Annotated in this window: 16 protein-coding genes; 10 read left to right on the forward strand and 6 right to left on the reverse strand. The window is 31.6% G+C overall.

Annotated features, from left to right (window positions below; all coding sequences use genetic code 11):
* Nucleotides 1-47: 47 nt before the first annotated feature.
* From Q4Q39_RS10115 to Q4Q39_RS10130, 4 genes are all read right to left on the reverse strand, one after another.
* A complete protein-coding gene (locus Q4Q39_RS10115) occupies nt 48-1,133 on the reverse strand; it encodes a hypothetical protein (RefSeq protein ID WP_303282325.1) in 1,086 nt (361 codons plus the stop codon).
* On the reverse strand, nt 1,114-1,665 hold the full coding sequence (locus Q4Q39_RS10120; RefSeq protein ID WP_303282326.1) for a hypothetical protein: 552 nt from the start codon (nt 1,663-1,665) through the stop codon (nt 1,114-1,116). Before Q4Q39_RS10120 ends, Q4Q39_RS10115 begins: the two co-directional genes overlap by 20 nt.
* Nucleotides 1,665-2,204 (reverse strand): RNA polymerase sigma factor, encoded by a 540-nt coding sequence (locus Q4Q39_RS10125; RefSeq protein WP_303282327.1) that lies wholly within the window; start codon nt 2,202-2,204, stop codon nt 1,665-1,667. Before Q4Q39_RS10125 ends, Q4Q39_RS10120 begins: the two co-directional genes overlap by 1 nt.
* Nucleotides 2,205-2,374: 170 nt before the next feature.
* Complete coding sequence (locus Q4Q39_RS10130; RefSeq protein WP_303282328.1) at nt 2,375-2,878, reverse strand: hypothetical protein; 504 nt, start codon at nt 2,876-2,878, stop codon at nt 2,375-2,377.
* 288 nt (nt 2,879-3,166) lie between these two features.
* Here Q4Q39_RS10130 and Q4Q39_RS10135 point away from each other — a divergent pair, with 288 nt between their 5' ends.
* Nucleotides 3,167-4,918 (forward strand): chondroitinase-B domain-containing protein, encoded by a 1,752-nt coding sequence (locus Q4Q39_RS10135; RefSeq protein ID WP_303282329.1) that lies wholly within the window; start codon nt 3,167-3,169, stop codon nt 4,916-4,918.
* A gap of 694 nt (nt 4,919-5,612) precedes the next feature.
* A complete protein-coding gene (locus Q4Q39_RS10140) occupies nt 5,613-5,789 on the forward strand; it encodes a hypothetical protein (protein ID WP_303282330.1) in 177 nt (58 codons plus the stop codon).
* 182 nt (nt 5,790-5,971) lie between these two features.
* Here the strand turns inward: Q4Q39_RS10140 and Q4Q39_RS10145 are convergent, their stop codons facing one another.
* Nucleotides 5,972-6,895, reverse strand: coding sequence for a M23 family metallopeptidase (locus Q4Q39_RS10145; protein WP_303282331.1), 924 nt, complete (start codon nt 6,893-6,895; stop codon nt 5,972-5,974).
* A gap of 273 nt (nt 6,896-7,168) precedes the next feature.
* Here Q4Q39_RS10145 and Q4Q39_RS10150 point away from each other — a divergent pair, with 273 nt between their 5' ends.
* From Q4Q39_RS10150 to Q4Q39_RS10165, 4 genes are all read left to right on the forward strand, one after another.
* Nucleotides 7,169-9,019 carry a T9SS type A sorting domain-containing protein gene (locus Q4Q39_RS10150; protein ID WP_303282332.1) on the forward strand — a complete coding sequence of 617 codons (1,851 nt, stop codon included), beginning with the start codon at nt 7,169-7,171 and terminating at the stop codon, nt 9,017-9,019.
* A 263-nt stretch (nt 9,020-9,282) separates the two neighbouring features.
* Nucleotides 9,283-9,915 carry a dioxygenase family protein gene (locus Q4Q39_RS10155; RefSeq protein WP_303282333.1) on the forward strand — a complete coding sequence of 211 codons (633 nt, stop codon included), beginning with the start codon at nt 9,283-9,285 and terminating at the stop codon, nt 9,913-9,915.
* A 446-nt stretch (nt 9,916-10,361) separates the two neighbouring features.
* Complete coding sequence (locus Q4Q39_RS10160) at nt 10,362-10,709, forward strand: hypothetical protein (protein ID WP_303282334.1); 348 nt, start codon at nt 10,362-10,364, stop codon at nt 10,707-10,709.
* Nucleotides 10,710-10,714: 5 nt separating this feature from the next.
* On the forward strand, nt 10,715-12,289 hold the full coding sequence (locus Q4Q39_RS10165) for an FAD-linked oxidase (RefSeq protein ID WP_303282335.1): 1,575 nt from the start codon (nt 10,715-10,717) through the stop codon (nt 12,287-12,289).
* 179 nt (nt 12,290-12,468) lie between these two features.
* On the opposite strand, the gene Q4Q39_RS10170 is transcribed toward Q4Q39_RS10165, so the two are convergent.
* Nucleotides 12,469-13,233 (reverse strand): slipin family protein, encoded by a 765-nt coding sequence (locus Q4Q39_RS10170; RefSeq protein ID WP_303282336.1) that lies wholly within the window; start codon nt 13,231-13,233, stop codon nt 12,469-12,471.
* Nucleotides 13,234-13,616: 383 nt separating this feature from the next.
* On the opposite strand from Q4Q39_RS10170, the gene Q4Q39_RS10175 reads away from it, so the two are divergent.
* From Q4Q39_RS10175 to Q4Q39_RS10190, 4 genes are all read left to right on the forward strand, one after another.
* Nucleotides 13,617-14,687 carry a hypothetical protein gene (locus Q4Q39_RS10175; protein WP_303282337.1) on the forward strand — a complete coding sequence of 357 codons (1,071 nt, stop codon included), beginning with the start codon at nt 13,617-13,619 and terminating at the stop codon, nt 14,685-14,687.
* A 6-nt stretch (nt 14,688-14,693) separates the two neighbouring features.
* Nucleotides 14,694-15,206: a hypothetical protein gene (locus Q4Q39_RS10180; RefSeq protein ID WP_303282338.1), complete on the forward strand. Its 513-nt coding sequence runs from the start codon at nt 14,694-14,696 to the stop codon at nt 15,204-15,206.
* A gap of 335 nt (nt 15,207-15,541) precedes the next feature.
* On the forward strand, nt 15,542-15,949 hold the full coding sequence (locus tag Q4Q39_RS10185) for a hypothetical protein (RefSeq protein ID WP_303282339.1): 408 nt from the start codon (nt 15,542-15,544) through the stop codon (nt 15,947-15,949).
* A gap of 104 nt (nt 15,950-16,053) precedes the next feature.
* Nucleotides 16,054-17,520: a phenylacetate--CoA ligase family protein gene (locus Q4Q39_RS10190; RefSeq protein ID WP_303282340.1), complete on the forward strand. Its 1,467-nt coding sequence runs from the start codon at nt 16,054-16,056 to the stop codon at nt 17,518-17,520.
* Nucleotide 17,521 lies beyond the last annotated feature (1 nt).

Here is a 17,521-nt window from a genome sequence, read left to right on the forward strand (position 1 = left end):
ATAAAAATGATTTTTTTTTTGATTGTTTGATTTTACTATAAAAGATTCTATTCTTTTAAAACGATAATACCTTTTTTTCCATTGAATGAAAATATACCAGAAGCAGATTTTCCGTAGATAGCATTGATTTCTCGTATTCTTTTACTTTTATCGATCATATTGTTTTCAATATTGTAAAAAGTTTTAGGTAATCTTAATAAGCCTTGTTCCAGTGTCGCATTAAATTTAAAGGACAAGCCAGTGATATTGATATTAATATCTGATGATTCCTGGTTTATGGAAACGTAAGCATCTGGTTTATTTATTTTTGCAATACGCAATTCGGCAACTTTCATGTTAAGGGTGATTTTTTCTTGAACATGTTCTATTTGAGCATTAGAAAAGTTTAATTCGCCTTGAATTTTGTTAACTTCTTGAATTATTATTTCGTCTTTGCTTGAAATGATTTCTAAATCTTCAACATGATCAATTTCAACTTTTGTTCCACTAGTTCTCAATAATAATTTGTCAGAAGATGCAATATCTAAATCTCCGTTTTTCAGATTAATGGTTCCATAAGTAATAGACTTACTTCTTAGTTTACCAAACTTCATAGTTATTCTTGCATTGGGAATATCTTCGTTAATCCACAAATCCCCATGTTCTATATTCGCTTTCAATCGACCCGTCCAATTGTCAATAATAACATCACCAAATTTATTTGTAATATCAATTTCTGCATGCATGGGTAAATAAATAGTCATATTTATTTCAACATTACTTTTGTCAAACTCAAAGGGGTTAACTTTATTAAAATACCTGGAAAAAAGACTTGTATTTTTATCTGAAATTTCTGAAATTATGCTAACAAAATCATCTACTGTTTTGCTATTGGCAACAATACGATCTATAAGGATCTTTGCATCGTCTTTTTTCTTGTTGCTTACTTTTACATCAATTTTTATAGAAATATCGTTTTCCTCCCAACCATTAATAGTAACGTTACCATATTTGTTTTCTAAATGTAACTCACCAGAATTAGTCATTTCATATATCTCTTCAATAGTTTTTGTTAAAACTTCTTGAGAGTACATTGAAAAACTCAATAACAATAAAACGATCGGAATTATTTTTTTATAAAGTATATACATCATCGTTGTCCAATTTTTTAGAACTATTAATTTGTTCTAATAAGTTTTCTATTAATTCAATTCTCTTTTTGTAATTAATTACTATGGCTTCTAAAATCCTTTCACTATCTACATTCTTTTGTAACTCTACTTTTAGTAATTCATATTCAATATCTAATTCATCCATAAAGGATAAAAATTCTTTTTTCTCTTCAGATGATAATTGTGTGCTTTTATTAACAAGTTTTACTTGGTAAGCAACTAAACCTTTGTAGTGTGAATTAATATCGTTTAGCTCTTGTAATGCCACATTATTTTGTGTGTTTTTATTTGCTTTGCCAATTAATGATATATTAATTAATGAAAACAAACCTAAAGCTATAAAGACTGTTGCTGCAACTTTAAATAATGGCATACTCCATAATTTAATAGTTTTTGTGTTTGAATCTGGTTTATTTAATCCAGATTCAATGTTTGACCAAAGCTTACTTTTATCTGCTTTATGTACATCAAAAAGCGCTTTGTTTTCTTTTATATATTTTTCAAAATTATCCATTATAATGTCTTTACAATTTCAATTAATTTTTTCTTTGCCCTGTGATACTGAGATTTAGAAGTAGATGGACTTATCTCTAATATTTCTGAAATCTCTATATGGTCATAACCTTCAATTAAATATAGATTTATAATTTTCTGGTAACCAGACGGTAATAATCTGATTCCTTTTATTATATTTTTAATGTCTATATCTGGCGGCACATCTTCTGTATCTTCTTTTATATGATACATTTGATTTTCTATTGGAACTACTGGTATTTTTTTCTTTTTCAATTGGTTAATGCTTTTATTAATCACAATACGTTTTAACCAAGAACCAAAAGTACTTTCATATCTAAAAGATGATAAATTATTAAATGCTTCAATAAAACTATCTTGTACAACATCTTCGGCGTCTTCTTTTATATGCATCATGCGCATACTTATATTATACATAGCATCGACATATAGCTCGTACAGTTTATATTGCGCATTTCTATCACCTAACTTGCTTTTTTCAACAAGTGATTTATGAGTGTATAATATATTAGTCTCCAATTATTTTGCTAGCTCTAATTTGCCTTAAAAATAGTTCTATTATTTAAGCTACTATTATAGACAAACAAAAAAATAAAAGGTTGCATTTTAGATGTTTTTTATTTTTTTTGTCAAAAAGGCGTATTAATAATATGGTATTTATACGAATATCTCAGGACTAAAATGTTAATCTAAAGACTGGTTAACTTTATAGTAAAGGAAGTATTACTACAAATACGAATAGAATAAGTATTGGTGATTGGTTTGTTAAAATAGATAGAATACTTAATCAATGTAGATATTAATGAGTCGCTCCTTAAAGAATATGAGATGCAAAGTTCGATATTTTGAAACCATATTGATAAGCTACTTTTAAAAATAGGGTACAAATATTTGTTCTTTAGTTTTTCCATCATTTTCTTTAAGTTCCATCCAGTAGCAGCTGAAATCGCATTGATTTTTGGTGCATTTAGGCAAGATAGGTCATTCTGTTGCATACGAAAGTTCTTTTTAAGATGTCCTATAACTGGTTCTATAACAGCCATTCTTCTAAATTTCTTTCGTTTTTTACGTTTTTGATACTCAGTATCGTTTTTAAGAAGAGGTGCAGGTATGGAGATTTTTGTGTCATTAATTCTAGATTTGCCTCTACTGCCCCTGTCATAGAAGACTTCTTCAGGTTGGTGCTTATGCAATCGTTGGCTTTGATCTAATAAGGGTTCTATGGTCTTGCTAATGTGGATTGCCCTTGAAGGCTTTTACAGCAGTAATGACAATGCGCTTACTTTCAAGGAATTTCAAAATATCAGCCTTGTAGCCTACATTTGGTATTCCTTTCTCCTCAAATTTAAGATTGATTTCATCAATTTACTATTAGCAACATTGTAATTACTAGAAAAAACAGCTTAATTCTTATAAAATGATATATTACATATCAAAGAAGATAAACCATACTTTAATCTAACTAAAATTAATTGATTATTATGAAAAAGAAAATACAATACATTGCACTGATGCTTTGCTTATTTCATCTTAATACGTTTGCCACAGATTTTAATGTAGGCTCTCAGGCTGAGTTTGACACCGCGCATACCAATGCTGTTGCAGGAGATGTCATTATATGGAATGAAGGTACTTTTACCGATATAGTAATGACTATTACAAAAAATGATTTAACCATACGTTCTATTATCTCTGGAAAAACTATTTTTAACGGTAATTCTAAAATAGACCTTCAGGGCAGTAACAATATCATTGAAGGCATTCAATTTATAGGTGCTGATATATCAGGAACCCCTGTAGATATTATAACTATTAGTGGTGGTGATAATAACGTGTTACAACAAATTAATATAAAAGATTGTAGATCAAAAAAATACCTGATCATTAAATCTACTTCAAGATTTAATGTAGTATCATATTGTAATTTTGAAAATAGAATTAATACTCCAAATCAAAATATTGTTCAGATAGAGGCTCACAAAAATTACCCTGGATATAATAAGATTGAATATTGTTCATTTAAAAATTTTAGAGGAAGCTCTAATGGAGGTGATGCAGGTGTAGAACCTATAAGAATAGGTACCAGTAAGCAACAAACTAGAAATAGCAGAACTATTGTAGAATATTGTTATTTTACGCAATGTAATGGTGATGGAGAGATTATTTCAAATAAGAGTGCTGAAAATATTTTTCGATACAATACATTTGAGGACAACCCTTACGCAGAGTTGGTTTTAAGACATGGTGATAAAGGTGTTGTGTATGGTAATTTTTTCATAAATGGATATGGAGGCGTTAGAGTAACGGAAGGTGCTGGTCATGAAGTTTTTAATAACTATTTTGAAGGATTAACAGACAGATCGATTATAATTGTCAATAGAAGTTTGATTGTTAATAATGGGATTGAATTGGGTACAGGAGTTAAAGATGTTGTGATTGCTCACAATACTATAGTCAATAGCGCACCAATTATTTTAGAGTTTATCTCTACCTCGGCAACAGATCCAGAAAAAAACGAACCTGTTAATATCACATTGGCCAATAATATTTTTGACAATCCAACTGGGGGATCGGGTGGGTTTTTTATAGATCCTACCGGAACCGAAACTTGGATAGGTAATATTGTTAATGGCGGCTTGGGTGATGTTGCTTCCAATTCAGGTATTACAGAGGTTGATCCGCTTTTATCGGTTAATGTAGATGGATATTCAGAACTGTCAAGTTCAAGTATACCAGCGTTAAATGCTGCACAATCTGGTTATACGCCATTATTGAATATACCTGATGATTCTGGCAATAATATGATAGATTCCAATATTGATTTTGATATTGTTCTAAATAACAGACCAGTTACTGTAACTTCTAGGGATATTGGTGCTTTTGAGTATTCAGCAGGTGCAAAAACAATTAAGCTTTTTGTGACAGCTGCTAATACAGGCCCGAGTTATTTACAGACCTTATCTACAACTACAATCGATGCAATAAACACATCTAAGCTAAAATTGTTTCCAAACCCAGCAAATACAACACTAAATTTAGGTGTTTCTAAAAAACATAATATCTTATCAGCTAAGGTTTATGACTCTACTGGACATTTGGTTTTAGAAGTAGGGGATTTTAAAATGATACATCAAGCTAAAACTATTGATGTTGCTCGATTGACTCCGGGTATATATTTCGTGGAAATAGCTACAAATACCAAAAAGGTCTTTGGTAAGTTTGTTAAGAATTAAAAGCGTATTTTTTACTTTAAAATTATTAATATACTAGCAAGTAAAAGGTCTAAAAAATCAATACTATTTGGTAGATAAATTTGTTATTCCCATCTCAATGCCATTAGGATGGGAATCTAAATAGAAAGTTTAGGTTTTTGATCTCTAAAAGTGAAAATAGAACGAAATATCCTTATAGCTCTAAATGGATTGAGTACAGTTTGTTCCAAGAAATTTTTAATGATTTGACTCTGATGTATTTATTGTAGGTCTAGCTTCTATTGTTTAAAAGCTAAGTGGGAGCTCTTTTGTCTTTTATCGGATATCACTATTACTTATTTTATAATACATACTGAATTAATATTTCCTTTTCCGTCATACTCTCGGATGGGGTTATCAGAATCCGTCATCCATTTACCATCTACTATAAACTTATAATATAATGATGCTTTCCGCCAGATAGCGGTAAGGTATACACCCAACCATAAGTAGTTTTTTATCTTATAAGTTGGTTTCATCCCAATCATTAAAACAACCTACAAGTATTACTTCCTTAGCTTTGGGATATCCAACTAGGGCAAAAGTAGCATACTCTTGAGTATCTATTACCGAATTGTATTCGTGAAATTCATTGGTGTTTTATTAGAGTTATGTGGGGCTTCCATCCATTTGTCATCAACAATAAAATAAGATTAGTTATGGTAGTTACTAAATAATGCATTCAGCATTAGCAATTGTATGTTTTACGTGTATTGGCATACTTAATATAGGAAATGGAGGTGCATCTCCAAAAATATTGATCGATGTAGGTCGTGTACAAAGATTCTGGAATGATTTAAAAACAATGAACAAAAATGATGAACAGTTTAAAAAAGTAGACCGATATGATTAAAGAATTTCCTTTTGGAATTTATAAAAAAAGTAAAGAAAGGGAAGTTATAGTAATGCGAGATGGTATGTTTTCCCTGTATATGTCAACTTGGAAAGATGTAAATGATTACCAATGTTAAGTGTTTATGTCAAGCACTCTAGAATGGCTGATTAATTAAAACTACTATTATAAAGTATCCGCTTTTAAAATGTGTATTCAAGAATTAGTTTTTGACCAATTTTTATCGGAGTTGTTTTTCTAATATGATTAGACTTACATATGGATGTTACAGAGACATTGCTTTTTGATGAAATTCCAGACAAAGTATCACCGCGCTTGACAATATAAACTTTTTTACGTGTTTCTAAACTTGCAATGGCCTCCTCTTTGGTATGTAAAACAGTTAATTTTGTTTGTCTTTTTGAGCTATGAAGCCCTGGTTGTACCCAGTTTTTGGTTACCCAAATATTTTTAGAGTGTACCATGTTCTGCTCGCTAAAATCGAATAGATATTCTGGGTTTATAGATATGCCTTTATAGTTAACAACTAAGTGTAAATGACTCCCTCTAGCATTGCCAGAAGTACCACCATAACCAAGTAGCTGTCCTTGTTTTATGGAGTCATTTGCTTTTACTGCATATTTTGATAAATGTGCATAAACAGTTTCCAATCCATTATAATGTCTTACAATCACTGTTCTTCCATGACCTCTAGTATACCTTGCAAGACGAACAATACCATCAAACATAGAAGCAACACTATCACCAGTAACTAGATCTATATCGATACCTCTGTGCGCTCTCCCTCTTCGCCATCCATAACGAGACGTTACAACTTTTTTAAAGTTAATAGGAGACGTATACAAACTATCATTAAACTTGATTTCTAAAGGAAATTTAACCTTAACATTTCTATAAGGATTATAAGTAATCGTATCCCAATATTCTTTTGTTATATCCAAGAGATTGCTATTTAAGTCACTAGTATTGCTAGAATGAGTAACCTTTACATCCGTTTTAATAAATGGAAAATCTGAATAATCAATTAGTTCAATGGAGGTTGGATTATCTTGTCCGAAGCTAAAAATAGATAATATTAAAAAAAAGAGAGACGGGAGACACTTCATGTTATAAATTCGGTACTATTAAAAAATAAATGTGTTATTTTTTTAATTTTTGCTGGACGAATTTAGATAAAAATATTAAAATAACATGTTAATATACTGTTAGAGTCTTATGTAGTCGATTTATGACATAAAATTAATAAGCAAATTAAAATAGGGTAGGAAAAGATAGAAGTTACTTGTTATATTATTTTAAAAAGAAACACTTTAGTACCAATAAAGGTTGCTCACTTTAGGTACTAAATCAATCCCGAATCTATTAATCAAATAACAATTATGAAAAACCTACTTTTAAACCAACTAAGTTTAGTGTTTAACTATTTTAACCATGTAAAAACTTACTTTACTGGCGCCAAAACCCTTATTTTAATATTATGTTTTCTCATGCACTATATAGCAATGGCAGATCCCATAGCTCAAATAACTGCAACTAGATTATCAGGGCCAGCTCCTTTATCTGTGCTCTTTGACGCAACGATGACTACCGATACGGATAATGCTATAGATCCTTTTAGACAATTAGGTTACTCGTTTTGTTTTGGAGATCCTGGTAGTGGTACTTGGGTACATAGCGGATTAAGTAAAAATATAGAAACAGGAGGGCCTCTAGCAGCACATGTATTTAATATTCCTGGTATTTATGAAGTAAAAGTTACTGTTAGAAATCCAAATGGTAGCATATCTCAGGCAACAGAAACGATAACAGTTTTAGACCCTAACACGCATTACTCAAATACAAATACGGTTGTTATTTCAACGGGTTCTAATTTTAATGGAGCTCCAAGTGGAGCCCAACAAATAGCTAATGCCACCTCATGGCCAACATGGGAAAGTAATAAACGGTACTTACTTAAAACGGGCGATGATTTTACAAGTCTGGGTGCTATAACCATCAAAGATCGCAGTAATTTTCATGTAGGAAGTTTTGGTTCCGGAGTCAAACCAAAAGTAACACAAGTAACTGTTGATATGGATGAGGATAATGCTGCGACACCTCCAGAAAATGGTGTAATACAAGGATTAGATACCCCTTTTATATTGCAGAGACTAATGTTCAATAATTTGTTAATATATCAAAACGATGTTATTGGTAATGGGGCAAATATCGTATTTGCCTCAGCGAATGCATGGTATGCTATAAATCAAAGAGGAACCTCTTCTCCTTCAGATTGGAAACAACCTGGCTCTATATTCGTAGTAGAGAATCATGTGAATATGTTAGGAGACCCTACAGGATATCTAAACGCTATAGCAGGATTAGCACATCACGTTGCTGTACTTGGTAACACTTCAGAACAAGCAAAAGAACATACACTTAGAATTTTTGGAACGTATAAATCTGTTATTGGGCATAACTTACTTTCTGGGCCTGCAACAGATAATATACGTACAGACTTTAAATTAATGTCAAACGGCATTAACGATTGGCCAGCAGATCATGTTATTTTCAACCCAGGAACTACTACAGAGGTTTTACCCAACACAAGATATGTAAGAATTCATAATAATATATTTGGTAGAGCAGGAGCTCCGCATAGCTGGCATTTGCAAGTAGCGCCTCAAGATGATGGGAATAGTAATACTGTAGAAGGACTTAGAGATATTATTATAGAAAACAATGAATTTATTGATGGTAATCAAGATGATGGACTAGAACGTGGTATACAAACTTTAGGTCATAATATTATAGAGCGAGGAAACCAATTTCCAGCATCCTGGTCACAACCAGTACTTCAAGTAAGTTATCCGTCTAATTATTCAGCTTACTCATCTTTATATACTCCATTTTGGCATGGACCGTATTATATTAATGAAACACTTCCAATTTTGAGTGCAGATCCTTGTGCAACCCTTGGTACAGATTCTGAGTCTTTCATTTTAAAACCTACTCTAAAGACTTACCCCAACCCTTTAGGTCTTGGAGACGATTTAACTGTGAAGCTTCCTCCAAAAATGACCAATGCTAGCCTTGAGGTTTATGATATTTTAGGAAAAGTGATTTACACACAAAAAAATATTCAAAATATAACAAAGGTTTCTGGTAGTATATTCAAAAAAGGAATATATCTGGTTGTTATTTATACAGATAAAGGTTCAGAAGCTAATAAAATAGTTGTAACGAATTAATTAACAGTTCACTAAATGGTACGTTTTTTTAACGGATTGTGTGTTAATAAAATGCTTAATTTAATAAATAAAGCATTTTATTGTGATTAAATTGTAGTTATTAGATTACAAATATATAATTGAGATTTGAAAAAAAACATACGTTTTGTCGATAAATTTTACCTTCAAAATCATTTCATCGTGTAATTTAAGAGTTCACATGATTTTTATTTTTTTATGAATTTAAAGACTTAATTTTATATAAATTATTAAGTTTTAGTGTTATGAAAAATCTAATGTCCCTTTTTTGCTTCGTATGTTTTATAGGCTTTTCTCATACGATTATCGCTCAAGAATCTGCAAGTATATCAGATGAAATACCTGAAGATTACAAAAAACGTAGTCCTATTTATGACTATTCAGAAAAGCAATTGAATAATGTAGATACTATTCCAGATTATGCATCTAAAAAGAATAAGCTAAAAATTACTGGTACTATTTATGAAAATGATGGTGTGACGCCAGCTAAGAATGTACTTCTTTTTATACATCATGCAGATGAGAATGGAAATTTTGAATTAAAAAGGCATAATAAAAAGCGTTATGTACGCCATAGAGGTTGGATACGAACAGATGAAGATGGTCATTATACCTTCTATACGTTTGTACCTGGTAAATATATATATGGTAATGAACTTAAACAGATTTTACCAATAGTTAAAGAACCTGGTAAGCCTGAATACAAAATTGAAACATATCTTTTTGATGATGACCCATTATTAAATGATAAGCGTTCGAAAGTAAAACGAGCAGATGTTGCGAATAGAATTCTTAAACTTGACAAAAAAGAAGGTGTATTTGTAGCAAAAAGAGATATTGTTTTAGGCAAAGATATTATTGACTCTTATGCTGAATAATGAATTTATACTTTGTAAAAAGATTTAAATAATTAGATATTTATTATAAAGGCCATCCTATAATTAGGATGGTTTTTTTATGGAATATATTAGCACCTTTACTTTTAAGTTATCATGCTCTACTAATGTTTGTATACTTTAGGAAATAATAAAAGGGTATAGAATAAACACTTTTCATACAGTAATGAAGAGGAACATACGATGTTTAATAAACCGAAAATTCTAAAATATTTTTATTATATTTAAACCATCGCTTAAGCAATAAGTGATAAATCTCTCCCTATTAAATAATAATACGGTTTACTATCTAGCATGATACCTTTAATAAGGTATTTTATTAAAGGATATGTTTAATGAATTTTGCATTAGCAATTGTTATTGTTTGTGTATTATTTATTAGAACGGTTATTAATTATATATACTTTGAATATTAAAATTATTTAAAAATGAAACCATTTAAATATGTATCAATAGCTATTTGCTGTTGTGTTTTAACGTCTTGTTATTCCGTGAGATTTCGTAATGTGAATGGAGCACCACAGCCTGATCCGTTTTCAGACAGAGATGATTATTACAGAGGCATGGCAGTCGTAGAGTTTGACACTGTTATAGGTATAAGCGCCACTTCAAAAGATTTTACGTATTTAATCAAAGAAAAAGAAGCCTGCGAATCGGGAAAACTAAACATTATTGAATATCGCAACACCTTTGGAGGTGTCTTATTAAGTGCTATTACTTTTGGAAGAAAACGAAAAGTAAAAGTTAAGTATGTATGTGAAAAACTAACAAACTAAGTATTATGGCTACTACTAAAAGTAAATTCTTAAATGAATGGAATACATTACATAAAAATGGCCCATTTCCATTAAAAATTCTGTATCAGACCAAATTGGAAGGGGAGCGCGCCATGCCAAAAAAGTTAGATCGTTATAACGATGCAGCAAAAGAAATACAGCGTTTAATAGAAGAAACACATACCGCTGGAGAAGGATTTCGTGCTTATGGATCTGCATGGTCAATGAATAATATTGCCAGTCATAAAGATAGAATGCATTATAATGGTTTTATGAATATTTCTTTGCCTATAAATGCTAGTGATTGTCACGCTAATTCCAATTATGATGCGTCTAATCTATTTTTATTTGAATGTGGAACGACTATAAAAGAAGTTTCAGAGATTTTGGCAGAAAATGGAAAGTCTCTAAAAACAACTGGAGCAAGTAATGGTCAAACGTTAGCAGGTTGTATCTCTACTGGAGTACATGGTTCTGCTTTAGATGTTGGATCTGTACAAGATTATGTTGTGGGATTAAATTTAATAATAGGCCCTAATACAGAAGATATAGTATATATAGAACGAGATTCGAAACCCGTTTTAAGTAATGAGTTTGTTAATAAGTTAAATGCAAGAATTATAAGAGACGATGATTTATTTCATGCAGCCATGGTTGGATTAGGTGGTTTTGGTTTTATACATGGTATTGTTATAGAAGCAGAGCCCATTTTTTTACTCAAGCGCTATGTGAAAAAAATTAGTAAAACGACTGCTTATGAATTAGCAGAGACTATGGATTTTAAAAATGCGTCGTTCACTATTCCAGAAGAAACAGATACCAGTGGAAAAGGAAATAGGCCGTATCATTATAAAATCTTTATTAATCAGTATAGTGATGATCCAGATTGTGTTGTGGAATTAATGTATAAGAAACCATATATAGAACCTTATCCCGATCCATTTCCAGTAATTAAAGAATCTCTTTATAGAGATCTTATTTTTCTGTTTGTAAAGCTTGCAGAAAATTTACCTAAAAGTATTCCCTGGTTAGTAAAACGATTACGCAAAACTATTTTACCTAAGGTTGATGATCAAACAACGGGCATGTTAAAAGAAATATTTTGGGACGCACCTTATCAAGGTCCTGCTTTTGCTTGTTCTTTTGGAATAGATCATAAAGACGGACCAAAAGCTATGGAGCTACTGGGGAAATTGACCAGAGATGAAGGTCCCATACCAGGCATCTTTGCCATGCGATTTGTTAAACAATCTCAAGGGACTATAGCTTTTACCAGGTTCCCTATTACATGTATGATAGAAATTGATGGTGTACTTTGGAAAGAAACCAGAAAAATTATGAGCTTAAAGAAGTTTTCGAAACGAATGATAGAAGTTCTCCAAGGTAATAATATTCCGTTCACTTTGCATTGGGGTAAAAATAGTGATTGGACATTTCCTGGATTGGTAGAGTATATGTATGGAGATGATGCAAAGAAATGGATTCAACAACGCCAGTTATTATTATCGGAGGATATGTACGAGCTATTTTCAAACAAGTTTTTAAAAACTACTGGTTTAGCTCCCAAAGCTATTACTTAAGCAGTTCGGTTTTATATGATAATTATTTATGTGTTGATTTTCAATTATTTAACGAAATGTTAAGCAGCACTTAAAAAAAGCAAAGATTAATTGGTTTCCAACCTCCACAGGAATGCTTGCCAAAGTATTTGTACGCATAAATAACCTCATACGTTAGGTATATCATACAACTAATAAAATCACTTCTTTTTCTTTTTGCTTTTTGGTAATACGTTGTTGTTTTTATGTAATACTTCCTCAGGAAAAGGAAAAAGAATGGTCGAATTTTTCTCTGCAGCAATATTAGACAACGTTTGGTATAGCCTTAGTTTTATGGCAGAGGGCGACTGATCTATCAATTTTCCTGCTTCAAGTAATTTTCCTGCAGCCTGTTCTTCTGCCTGTGCTAGTATGATACGTGCTCGCCTAGAACGCTCAGCTTCAGCTTGATTAGCCATCATACGTCGCATATTTTCAGGCAATTGGATGTCTTTAATTTTAACATCATTAATATGAATTCCCCATTCTTTGGTTTCAATTTCAACAATACTTTTTATATTTTTTCCTATCTCTTCGCGTTTTGATAAAATAGTATCGAGTTCTACTTTACCACAAACGTCTCTCAAAGCAGCTTGTGCCAGTTGAGTAATTGCAAATTTGTATTCTTCAACTTCAAGTACAGCTCGTTCTGGATCATCAATCTTAAAGAATAATACCCCATCGATACTACAAGGAACATTGTCTTCAGTCATCACTTCCTGTGACACAATATTAATGGTAATGACTCGAATATCTACTATTTGAATTGTTTCTACAATAGGAATAATCCATCTGAAACCTGGTTTTAAAGTCTTAACATATTTTCCAAATCTAAATTTAGGAGCTCTTTTATATTCATATATAATGCGTATTCCTGCTAATAAGAAAATAAGAACAATGATGCTTAATATTTGTATTGAATTCATAATTACAAAGTTTTAGAGATAAAGTCCAATCTGCAATTTGAGTCTCGATAACAGACTGTATTTATTAAGTTTTAATATTAAATAAACACCTATAATATAGCACTTTAAGATACGAAAAATGTATAACATTTAAAAATAATGAGACCATTAACATTATAATAATTCATTTCTGTTTACAACATATTAACCAAACATTTTTAGACGCTTGATAAATCTAGAAGTTAGGCTATGCAACTATAGAGGCCTATTTGTTAAAAACAGGAAAAACACCCTTTCGAAAAGGTGATTAAGCTTACATTTTGTATTTGTTATCGTATAATTTTACAATGTGATAACAATTTGATTTTTAGCATTTAATAACTCTAAAACAACTAAATATAATTATGAAAAGTAAAAAAAACTTACAATCGTTTTCGATTCTTGCAGGTATAATGATGATGGTACTTCTATCATCTTGCGAAAAAGACCCTGTTACATTAGCTTTACATGAGCCAATTCATCCTACAAGTAGTCAACAAGTAACATACAATCTTACAAAGGTGACCTCTGGAAGTATTAGCTCAGCAAAATTGTATGAACAGGTAAATACAATTAATAGTAGTGGGACGATTACTTCAACGGGCTCAGATGTATTATTACAAACCTGGACAAGTCCTCCGGGTGATTTATCCTATACAAAAAGTAGCGGACATGGATCAAATAAATTAATAAAATATCGTTGGGAAGTTACTACACCAGAGCAAAGTAAAACATTTGAAGTTACTTATGTAACGCGACCGTATCCTGTAACAAATATGCCCGCTCCAGTATATTGTCAAGGAGATCCTGACGATGTTTTTGATGTCGTATTTATTCCAGACACAGATATTACAGTCATGCCCGATTTTTATGATAATTGCCATGGCGCTATAGAAGAAGCCTTTTTTGATGAACCCCATACGAGGTTTTGGAGGCGTCAATATAATTTTTATATTAATAAAGAAAAAGGTACAGCTACAGATTATGATGATATTGCCACAGACGGGACACATCAAGTGCCTTCAAACAATGCCAACCTAGCCTTTGCAGAAGGAAGGGTTTTAATGCATGAAAATAACTTGAGAGATTACGCTTCAGGAGGGTTGTTCTCTACAGAAATGCAAAATAGAGGAACTATTATGCATGAATCTGGACATGCTCTATACGATCTTGCAGATGAGTATGGTAGCGGTGTACATTGGGAAGAAGCTGATTTTCCCAATAATTGGTCAACCTTAGCAGATGCTCAAGCTGCTGGTAGTAATTATGGGAGTTGTAAATCGTCTTCAGATGCTACAGAAATGGGAACTAGTGGATGGTATCATTTGTGTGTGTCTAATTGCCAGATGGTAACTTCTGGACTCAATCATACAACGTATGACTGTCCTTGTAAAACGAGAATTACATACACCGTACTTGATAACGCTATAAATTAAAATACTATGAAAACTATATATAAAATAGCATTAGTCTTTATGTGTCTAAATAATGTTTTAGCTATACAAGCTCAGGAAGGCAATGATAAAAAAAGAAAGCAAGCAGAGAAAAATACATCTCCATTTACAATAGATCATTTTTCGATACAAGAACAGTCCTTTTATGTTTTAACCGTTCATGTAACAGATGGAAATATTGTATTAGATGAGCGTGCTGTTTTAAAAGAAGTAGGGGGAAAGCTTCCGTATAAAAGAGGTAATTTTAATATCGAACTTTTAAACACAGAAGGTCGAGTTATTAGTAATTATAGTATACCAGACCCCTTTTTAATCAGATCTTGTGAAGAAGGAAAAGATAACTATACATTTTTAAAAACAGGAACCGTTCAAATTCCTTTCCAAAAGTCTCAGGATATGTCACGATTGCTTTTAACCAGAGATAAGCAAACTGTTGGGGATTTAGATCTTTCAAGGTTTATAAAAGGAAAAGATAATGAAGATGAAGAAAAACAAGATTAATCTTTAGTATGTCGTAGCTATATAGTCACGTCATGTGTCTCAATTAATTATTTGTTCTTTGTAATGTTCAGCGTAACAATTTTTATCTGGCTGTAAGTATTTTTAAAAAGTCAACCAGTCTTATATCTATTGTATGCTGAACATCTAAGAATATTCTATACTTAACCCCAAACATTTACCATTTTAAATTGTACGTAATGAAATACCTGAAAAGTAAATATTTTAAATAATTTTTATATATTTACAGTAATTACTTACATTAATAACAAATAAATTCTTCCATCTAAAATTTTGAATAGCAAACTAAATTATATTAACTCTAAAATCAATTTATTTTGGGAAAACCTAAACAAACCCCTCCTTACAATTCCTTTATGCAAGAAGCAGGAGAAGTTAATCAATCTTTAGCTAACGAAAGTTCAATTTTATCAGAAATTGCATCTGCTGAACCCGTTGTAATAAGCGAACTTTTATCTTCGGAACCTGCAATGATGGAAAAAATATTATCTGCTGAACCAACTATGCTATCAGAGATTGCCTCTGCAGAACCTACTATTCTTGGAGAATTACTAGTAGCAGAACCTGCACTATTTGCAGAAATAGCAACCGCAGAACCTGCAATGTTATCAGAGATAGCTGCTGCGGAGCCTGTTGTATTTTCTAAAATCGCCGCCGCAGAGCCTGTAGTTTTCGGAAAAGCAATGGCTAGTGTCATTTCAGAAATAGCTAGCTTAAAAAAATAACATATATACATTTTTAAACCATATTCTCTAGGTACTTAGTTTCTTAAAGTCAATTTTATAAAAGGGTGCTTTGAGAATTTGGTTTTTTAAAATTAAGTTATCAGATGGATGACCAAATATTGCTTACAGAAAAGCGTCATATCACTATGACTCCAGATAGATTTCTATCAAAAGTTAAAGAATTACCAGAAACTTTACAGCCAAAGGATATAGGATCAAATATTCTGGCTCCTTTGTTTTCATACATCATTACAGAACCAGTTAAGTACCGGGAAGGCTATAAATTACTTCAAAATAAGCTGTTGGATATTACTTTAAGAATGGCTAAAGAAAATGCTTCTTACTACACTGAAATAATACCTAATGATGATAATTGGACCCTATCCAAACTAGATCAATTACCAACACTAAATAAAGAAGCACTTTATAACAACCGTTCAGGAGTTTTATCTGAAATCACAACATTTGGTTTTGTGACTTTTACAACAGGAACCACAAACCAGCCACCATTATTAATTGAAAGGTCTCAGGAAGAACAATTATACCTCCAGAACTTTTTTTCAATCTTACAGTCGGGCATGTTGCATTCGGAAAAATTAAAACCTCTTGGAATTGTTGAAGGTTCTATGAATCATGGTTCCGTTTTAAGGTTACCTGGTATTGGGTATAATTTTATGATTGAATTAACCAAAGACTATGGTGTTATTCGAACAGCCTGGCTATTACAAAACGAATTTAATTTTAAAGGCATAGAGCAAAAAGTTAGTCAATTAAATACAACCGTTATGGGATTGAGTTATTTATATCAATACTTAACAGAACAGAACATAGAAATTCCCCCCGACCAACTTAACGCCATTACAATTTTTGGTTGGCCAGTCCCAAAAAGTAGACGCAAAAAATTTGAAATGTTTTTTAATGTGAAAATTAGTGATAATTATTCCATGTCTGAAATGTTTGGAGGCGCAAAATATTGTCAACAGTGCGATGGCTATCATTTTGACCCGTTTGTTATACCTGAAATAGTTGATTTAGAAACAGGCAAACAATTAGAAACGGGTACGGGAGAACTTGTTTTAACACCTCTTTTTCCTTTTACGCAGCGTTTTGTTTTAATACGCTATCGCACTGGCGACCTTGTTGATGTAGCTAAGGTAAGTTGTGATAAAGGCACACTCGTTTATACGTTTAGAGGACGACTAAAACGTTGTGTCAAGATGAATTCAAACTTATACTTTGGTGAAGCTGAAATAGCAAAAGCGATTGATGAGATTGAAGAGCTCAATAGGGCTCCTACTGGTTTTAGCATTTTTAAAGATAATAACAAAAACAATTGGCCATTGTTTAAAATGGTTAAGAACGGAGAACAATTCGAAATTTTGTTTGAGCTAACATTTAATCCTCAAGAAGCCCCGAACAGATCTAATAAAGTTCTAAAAAAAATATATGACAAGATACTTTTTGAACTACCAGAATCAGTAATTAATTGGATACAAGAACACCCTAAAAATTTTAAAATAACCTTAAAAGCACCATCTAGTTTCGAGAAAAGAGACTATTGGAATTTATAAC

Origin of the sequence: Flavivirga amylovorans (genome assembly GCF_030540875.1) — a bacterium.
GTDB lineage: Bacteria > Bacteroidota > Bacteroidia > Flavobacteriales > Flavobacteriaceae > Flavivirga > Flavivirga amylovorans.

Coding starts and splice junctions, on each gene's coding strand:
- Q4Q39_RS10115 (WP_303282325.1), bottom strand. CDS start 1,133: ATGATGTATATACTTTATAAAAAAATAATTCCGATCGTTTTATTGTTA.
- Q4Q39_RS10120 (WP_303282326.1), bottom strand. CDS start 1,665: ATGGATAATTTTGAAAAATATATAAAAGAAAACAAAGCGCTTTTTGAT.
- Q4Q39_RS10135 (WP_303282329.1), top strand. CDS start 3,167: ATGAAAAAGAAAATACAATACATTGCACTGATGCTTTGCTTATTTCAT.
- Q4Q39_RS10140 (WP_303282330.1), top strand. CDS start 5,613: ATGCATTCAGCATTAGCAATTGTATGTTTTACGTGTATTGGCATACTT.
- Q4Q39_RS10145 (WP_303282331.1), bottom strand. CDS start 6,895: ATGAAGTGTCTCCCGTCTCTCTTTTTTTTAATATTATCTATTTTTAGC.
- Q4Q39_RS10150 (WP_303282332.1), top strand. CDS start 7,169: ATGAAAAACCTACTTTTAAACCAACTAAGTTTAGTGTTTAACTATTTT.
- Q4Q39_RS10155 (WP_303282333.1), top strand. CDS start 9,283: ATGAAAAATCTAATGTCCCTTTTTTGCTTCGTATGTTTTATAGGCTTT.
- Q4Q39_RS10160 (WP_303282334.1), top strand. CDS start 10,362: ATGAAACCATTTAAATATGTATCAATAGCTATTTGCTGTTGTGTTTTA.
- Q4Q39_RS10165 (WP_303282335.1), top strand. CDS start 10,715: ATGGCTACTACTAAAAGTAAATTCTTAAATGAATGGAATACATTACAT.
- Q4Q39_RS10170 (WP_303282336.1), bottom strand. CDS start 13,233: ATGAATTCAATACAAATATTAAGCATCATTGTTCTTATTTTCTTATTA.
- Q4Q39_RS10175 (WP_303282337.1), top strand. CDS start 13,617: ATGAAAAGTAAAAAAAACTTACAATCGTTTTCGATTCTTGCAGGTATA.
- Q4Q39_RS10180 (WP_303282338.1), top strand. CDS start 14,694: ATGAAAACTATATATAAAATAGCATTAGTCTTTATGTGTCTAAATAAT.
- Q4Q39_RS10190 (WP_303282340.1), top strand. CDS start 16,054: ATGGATGACCAAATATTGCTTACAGAAAAGCGTCATATCACTATGACT.